This is a genomic window from Actinoplanes sp. NPDC051537 (assembly GCF_055586105.1).
Map to the genome: position 1 here is coordinate 183,173 of NZ_JBVJIU010000020.1, position 6,104 is coordinate 189,276.

General features: G+C 67.4%; 9 protein-coding genes. All 9 read right to left on the reverse strand.

Annotation, left to right across the window (positions count from 1 at the left end):
* Window positions 1-3: 3 nt before the first annotated feature.
* The 9 genes from rpsC to tuf all read right to left on the reverse strand — a co-directional run bounded on the left by rpsC (window position 4) and on the right by tuf (window position 5,923).
* Window positions 4-861 (reverse strand): 30S ribosomal protein S3, encoded by an 858-nt coding sequence (gene rpsC, locus ACZ6TB_RS39380; RefSeq protein ID WP_465563808.1) that lies wholly within the window; start codon window positions 859-861, stop codon window positions 4-6.
* The gene (rplV, locus tag ACZ6TB_RS39385) at window positions 861-1,325 is read right to left on the reverse strand and encodes a 50S ribosomal protein L22 (protein ID WP_465563810.1); all 465 of its coding nucleotides are present in this window, start codon (window positions 1,323-1,325) and stop codon (window positions 861-863) included. Before rplV ends, rpsC begins: the two co-directional genes overlap by 1 nt.
* Window positions 1,326-1,362: 37 nt before the next feature.
* Entirely contained in the window at window positions 1,363-1,644 is a 282-nt protein-coding gene (rpsS, locus tag ACZ6TB_RS39390; RefSeq protein ID WP_014687760.1) for a 30S ribosomal protein S19, read from the reverse strand.
* Between the two features lie 15 nt (window positions 1,645-1,659).
* Window positions 1,660-2,499: a 50S ribosomal protein L2 gene (gene rplB, locus ACZ6TB_RS39395; RefSeq protein WP_465563813.1), complete on the reverse strand. Its 840-nt coding sequence runs from the start codon at window positions 2,497-2,499 to the stop codon at window positions 1,660-1,662.
* Between the two features lie 15 nt (window positions 2,500-2,514).
* Complete coding sequence (gene rplW / locus ACZ6TB_RS39400) at window positions 2,515-2,817, reverse strand: 50S ribosomal protein L23 (protein ID WP_465563815.1); 303 nt, start codon at window positions 2,815-2,817, stop codon at window positions 2,515-2,517.
* Window positions 2,814-3,461 carry a 50S ribosomal protein L4 gene (rplD, locus tag ACZ6TB_RS39405; protein ID WP_465563817.1) on the reverse strand — a complete coding sequence of 216 codons (648 nt, stop codon included), beginning with the start codon at window positions 3,459-3,461 and terminating at the stop codon, window positions 2,814-2,816. The genes rplW and rplD overlap by 4 nt, the downstream gene beginning before the upstream one ends.
* Complete coding sequence (gene rplC / locus ACZ6TB_RS39410; protein ID WP_465563818.1) at window positions 3,458-4,108, reverse strand: 50S ribosomal protein L3; 651 nt, start codon at window positions 4,106-4,108, stop codon at window positions 3,458-3,460. The genes rplD and rplC overlap by 4 nt, the downstream gene beginning before the upstream one ends.
* Before the next feature lie 13 nt (window positions 4,109-4,121).
* Window positions 4,122-4,430 (reverse strand): 30S ribosomal protein S10, encoded by a 309-nt coding sequence (rpsJ, locus tag ACZ6TB_RS39415; RefSeq protein ID WP_007073037.1) that lies wholly within the window; start codon window positions 4,428-4,430, stop codon window positions 4,122-4,124.
* Between the two features lie 299 nt (window positions 4,431-4,729).
* A complete protein-coding gene (tuf, locus tag ACZ6TB_RS39420) occupies window positions 4,730-5,923 on the reverse strand; it encodes an elongation factor Tu (RefSeq protein ID WP_465563821.1) in 1,194 nt (397 codons plus the stop codon).
* Window positions 5,924-6,104: the final 181 nt, after the last annotated feature.

Consider the following 6,104-nt stretch of genomic DNA (forward strand, 5'->3'; position numbering starts at 1 on the left):
GGGTCAGCCCTCCTGCTGCGTTTCGGCCGCGGCCGGAGCAGCGGCGCTGTCGTTCTGAGGCGCGGGCGCGGGGGTCGCGTCGGCGTTCGCCGCGGCCTGCTGGGCAGCGCGACCGGCCTCGGTCCCGCCGGCGGTCGTGCCGGACGAACCGGAACGGCCACGGCGCGGACGCTCGGGACGGTCGGCGCGGTCCCGGCGCGGACGCGCGGGCGCCTCGGTGACGACCTCGCGACCGGGCACGGCGTCGCCCTTGTAGATCCAGACCTTCACGCCGATGCGGCCGAACGTCGTACGGGCCTCGAAGAAGCCGTACTCGATGTTGGCCCGCAGCGTGTGCAGCGGAACGCGACCCTCACGGTAGAACTCCGTGCGGCTCATCTCCGCGCCGCCGAGGCGGCCGGAGACCTGCACCCGGATGCCCTTGCAGATCGGGTTCTTCATGGCCGACTGCATGGCCTTGCGCATCGCGCGACGGAAGCTGACCCGGGAGGACAGCTGCTCGGCGACACCCTGCGCGACCAGCTGAGCGTCCGACTCGGGGCTCTTCACCTCGAGGATGTTCAGCTGGACCTGCTTGCCGGTGAGCTTCTCGAGCTCGCCGCGGATCCGGTCGGCCTCCGCGCCCTTACGGCCGATGACGATGCCCGGCCGGGCGGTGTGGATGTCGACGCGAACCCGGTCACGGGTGCGCTCGATGTCGACCTTGGAGATCCCGGCCCGCTCAAGCCCTTTGGACATCATGCGGCGAATTTTTACGTCCTCGCCGATGTAGTCCTTGTAGAGCTTGTCGGCGAACCAACGGGACTTCCAGTCGGTGGAGATGCCGAGCCGGAATCCGGTGGGGTGAACTTTCTGGCCCATTACTCGGACTCCTCCGTCGTCTGGGGCTCAGCTGCGGGCGCGGCCTTCTTGGCCGGCGCAGCCTTCTTCGCCGCGGCGGCCTTCTTGGCCGGACGCGCGACCTGGACCGCCTCGACGGCGACCGTGATGTGGCAGGTGCGCTTGCGGATCCGGTACGCCCGGCCCTGCGCGCGCGGACGGAAACGCTTGAGCGTCGGTCCCTCGTCGACGAACGCCTCACTCACGAGGAGCGCGTCGGGGTCCAGCCGCTCGTTGTTCTCCGCGTTGGCGATCGCGCTGGCGAGCACCTTGTAGACCTGCTCGCTGGCGGCCTGCGGCGCGAACTGCAGGACGGTGAGAGCCTCCTTCGCGGGCAGACCGCGGACGAGGTTGACCACCCGGCGCGCCTTGTTCGGCGAGATGCGCACGTGCCGCGCAACCGCCCGCGCGCCCGGAAGCACCGGAGCGTCGCCCTTGACTGGCATCGCTGTAGCTCCTAAATCCTCTGATCCGTGTGTCTGCTTAGCGGCGACGGCTCTTGCGGTCGTCCTTCTCGTGACCCTTGAACGTGCGGGTCAGAGCGAACTCACCGAGCTTGTGCCCGACCATGGCCTCGGTGACGAACACCGGGACGTGCTTGCGTCCGTCGTGCACGGCGATCGTGTGCCCGAGCATGTCGGGAATGATCGTCGAGCGCCGCGACCAGGTCTTGATGACGTTCTTCGAGTTCTTCTCGTTCTGGACTTCCACCTTCTTGAGCAGGTGGTCGTCGACGAACGGGCCCTTCTTCAGGCTACGAGGCATCTTCTTCTACTCCCGTTACCCGCGCTTGCGGGTGGCGTAGCGGCGGCGAACGATCAGCTTGTCGCTCTCCTGGCCCTTGCGGCGGGTACGGCCCTCCGGCTTACCAGCCGGGTTGACCGGGTGGCGACCGCCGGAGGTCTTACCCTCACCACCACCGTGCGGGTGGTCGATCGGGTTCATGGCGACACCGCGGACGGTCGGGCGCTTGCCCTTCCAGCGCATGCGGCCGGCCTTGCCCCAGTTGATGTTCGACTGTTCGGCATTGCCGATCTCGCCGACCGTCGCGCGGCAACGGATGTCGACCCGCCGGATCTCGCCCGAGGGCATACGCAGCGTGGCGTACGCGCCCTCACGGCCGAGCAGCTGGATGCCGACACCGGCCGAGCGGGCCAGCTTGGCGCCACCGCCGGGACGAAGCTCCACACCGTGGACCGTCGTACCGACCGGGATGTTGCGCAGGGGCAGGTTGTTCCCCGGCTTGATGTCCGCGCCCGGGCCGGACTCGACCCGGTCGCCCTGCTGCAGGTCCTTCGGCGCGAGGATGTAGCGCTTCTCGCCGTCGGCGTAGTGCAGGAGTGCGATGCGGGAGGTGCGGTTCGGGTCGTACTCGATGTGCGCGACCTTGGCCGGCACGCCGTCCTTGTCGACCCGCTTGAAGTCGATCAGCCGGTACTGCCGCTTGTGACCGCCGCCCTGGTGGCGAGTGGTGATCCGCCCGTGGACGTTACGGCCGCCCTTCTTGGGCAGCGGAACCAGCAGAGACTTCTCCGGGGTGGACCGGGTGATCTCGGCGAAGTCGGCGACGCTGGAGCCGCGACGGCCCGGCGTGGTCGGCTTGTACTTACGGATAGCCATTGTTTTTACAACCCCTTAGCTGACCGGGCCGCCGAAGGCCTCGATACGGTCACCGTCAGCCAGCTTGACCATCGCGCGCTTGGTCGCCTTACGCTGACCGAAGCCCGTCCGGGTGCGCTTGCGCTTGCCCTCGCGGTTCGCGGTGTTCACCGTCAGCACGCGCACGTTGAAGATCTGCTGGATCGCGATCTTGATCTGGGTCTTGTTCGCGTCCGGGTCGACGAGGAACGTGTACCAGTTCTGGTCGAGAACGCTGTAGCTCTTCTCGGAGACGACGGGCGCGAAAATGACGTCGCGCGGGTCGGAGATCGTGGTCACTTGTCCCCCTCGGAGGCCTCGGCCGGCACGCCCAGGAACTCGTCGAGAGCATCCTTGGTGAAGACCACCTCGTCGGCGACCAGCACGTCGTACGTGTTCAGCTGACCAGCCTCGATCAGGTGCACGGTGACCTCGTTGCGCAGCGACAGCCAGTTCAGCTCGTCGGTGCTGCTGAGGACGACCAGGACCTTGGTCGACTCGGTCGCCTTGCGCAGCGTCGTGATGGCGGCCTTGGTCGACGGCTTGTCGCCGGTCAGGAACGCCTCGACCACGTGCACGCGGCCATCGCGGGCCCGGTCCGAGAGGGCGCCACGCAGGGCAGCGGCCTTCATCTTCTTCGGGGTCCGCTGCGAGTAGTCGCGCGGCACGGGGCCGTGCACGACGCCACCGCCGGTGAACTGCGGCGCGCGGATCGAGCCCTGCCGGGCGCGACCGGTGCCCTTCTGCTTGTAGGGCTTCTTGCCGCCACCGGCGACCTCGCCCCGCGTCTTGGCCTTCGCCGTGCCCTGACGGGCGGCGGCGAGCTGGGCCACGACGACCTGGTGCATCAGCGGGATGTTCGCCTGCACGTCGAAGATGTCGTCCGGCAGGTCGACCGAGCCGGCCTTCGCGCCCTCGGCGTTGATCACGTCAACCGAGCTCACTTGGCACCGCCCTTCTTAGCCGCGGTGCGAACCAGGATCAGCGCACCCTTGGGACCGGGAACCGCGCCCTTGACCAGCAGCAGGTTGTTCTCGGTGTCCACCGCCTGCACGGTCAGGTTCTGCACGGTGAAACGCTTGCCACCCATCCGGCCGGCCATCCGCACGCCCTTGAAGACGCGACCCGGGGTCGCGCAGGCGCCGATCGAGCCCGGCGAGCGGTGCTTGCGCTCGACGCCGTGGCTGCTCTTGAGGCCGTGGAAGCCGTGGCGCTTCATGACGCCCGCGAAGCCCTTGCCCTTGGTCTTACCGGTGACGTCGATCGGCGAACCGACCTCGAACGCCTCGACGGTGACCTCTTGGCCGAGCTCGTACTCGCCGGCATCGGTGGTGCGCAGCTCCACGACGTGGCGCCGCGGCGACACACCGGCCTTGGCGAAGTGGCCGCCTTCGGGCTTGTTCACCTTGCGCGGGTCGATTGCGCCGTACGCAAGCTGGACGGCGCCATAGCCGTCCTTCTCATCTGTGCGGACCTGGGTCACGACACAAGGGCCGGCCTGCACCACGGTCACCGGGACGACTTTGTTGTTGTCCCAGACCTGGGTCATGCCGAGCTTGGCGCCCAGGATCCCCTTTACTTGCCTGTCCATTAGTCGCAGATCCCTACAGCTTGATCTCGATGTCGACGCCAGCCGGCAGGTCGAGGCGCATGAGCGAGTCGACCGTCTTCGGAGTCGGGTCGATGATGTCGATCAGACGCTTGTGCGTGCGCATCTCGAAGTGCTCGCGCGAGTCCTTGTACTTGTGCGGCGAACGGATCACGCAGAAACGGTTGATCTCCGTGGGCAGCGGCACCGGGCCAGCAACCTGCGCCCCGGTACGCGTCACCGTCTCGACGATCTTTCGCGCCGAGGAGTCGACGACCTCGTGGTCATAGGCCTTGAGCCGGATGCGGATCTTCTGTCCCGCCATGGTGGCTTCTGTTTCCTTCTCTCGATGCCGCTACGTGTGGAAGCGGTGCCTCCACATGCCCGCAGGACCGTCGATCCTGCGTTGTCCGACCCCCGCGGTCGGGCGTGTCGCGCCTGCTGTCGCTATGCAGCCATTATCAAACAACTCGATCACGGGGATCTGGAGTGCCGGGCGGGCCGTAAACACACCCGGACACCCGACGAGGGTGGTTGATTACCCGAGAGCAACCAACCACCCGCGCGGACGCAACCTGACTAGTATGCCGGATTCTCTCCGGCAACGCTAATCGGGGGTTACCGTCAGGCGTTGATCTTCGTTACCGTGCCGGCGCCGACGGTGCGGCCACCCTCGCGGATCGCGAACTTCAGGCCCTGCTCCATGGCGATCGGCTGGATCAGCTTGACCGACATGGTGGTGGAGTCGCCCGGCATGACCATCTCGGTGCCCTCGGGCAGCGTGACGACGCCGGTGACGTCCGTGGTGCGGAAGTAGAACTGCGGGCGGTAGTTCTGGAAGAACGGGGTGTGCCGGCCGCCCTCCTCCTTGGAGAGGATGTAGACCTGGCCCTCGAACTCCGTGTGCGGGGTCGTGGTGCCCGGCTTGATGACGACCATGCCGCGCTCGACGTCCTCGCGCTTGATGCCACGCAGCAGCAGACCGACGTTCTCACCCGCGCGGGCCTCGTCGAGCAGCTTGCGGAACATCTCGATGCCGGTGCAAACGGTCTTGGTCGACTTCTCGCGGATGCCCACGATCTCGACCTCCTCGTTCGGCTTGAGGATGCCGCGCTCGGCCCGGCCGGTGACGACCGTGCCACGACCGGTGATCGTGAAGACGTCCTCGATCGGCATGAGGAACGGCTTCTCGACGTCACGCTCCGGCTGCGGGATCGCGGTGTCGACCGCGTTCATCAGCTCGAGCAGACGCTCGGTCCACTCGGCGTCGCCCTCGAGCGCCTTGAGCGCGGAGACGCGCACGACCGGCACGTCGTCGCCCGGGAACTCGTAGGTCGACAGCAGCTCGCGGACCTCGAGCTCGACGAGCTCCAGGAGCTCCTCGTCCTCGACCATGTCCGACTTGTTCAGCGCCACGACGATGTACGGAACGCCGACCTGGCGGGCCAGGAGCACGTGCTCCTTGGTCTGCGGCATCGGGCCGTCGGTCGCGGCAACCACCAGGATCGCGCCGTCCATCTGCGCGGCACCGGTGATCATGTTCTTGATGTAGTCGGCGTGGCCGGGGCAGTCCACGTGCGCGTAGTGACGCGCCGCGGTCTGGTACTCGACGTGCGCGATCGAGATCGTGATGCCGCGGGCCTTCTCCTCCGGCGCCTTGTCGATCTCGTCGAACGGGGTGTACGGGTTGAGGTCCGGGTACTGGTCGTGCAGGACCTTCGTGATGGCCGCAGTCAGCGTCGTCTTACCGTGGTCGATGTGACCAATGGTGCCGATGTTGACGTGCGGCTTAGTCCGCTCGAACTTCGCCTTCGCCACTGGTGTCCTCCTGTGGACTGATCATTACTTTGCCCGGCACGCCCGATAAGGCGACTGGGACTCTGTCGACTGCTCGCGCGGGGGGGGGGGGGGGGGGGGGGGGGGGGGGGGGGCAACGGGGGGGGGGGGGGGGGGGGGGAGAGGGGTGTGGGGGGGTTCTCTTCTTCGCCCCTTTTCGCCA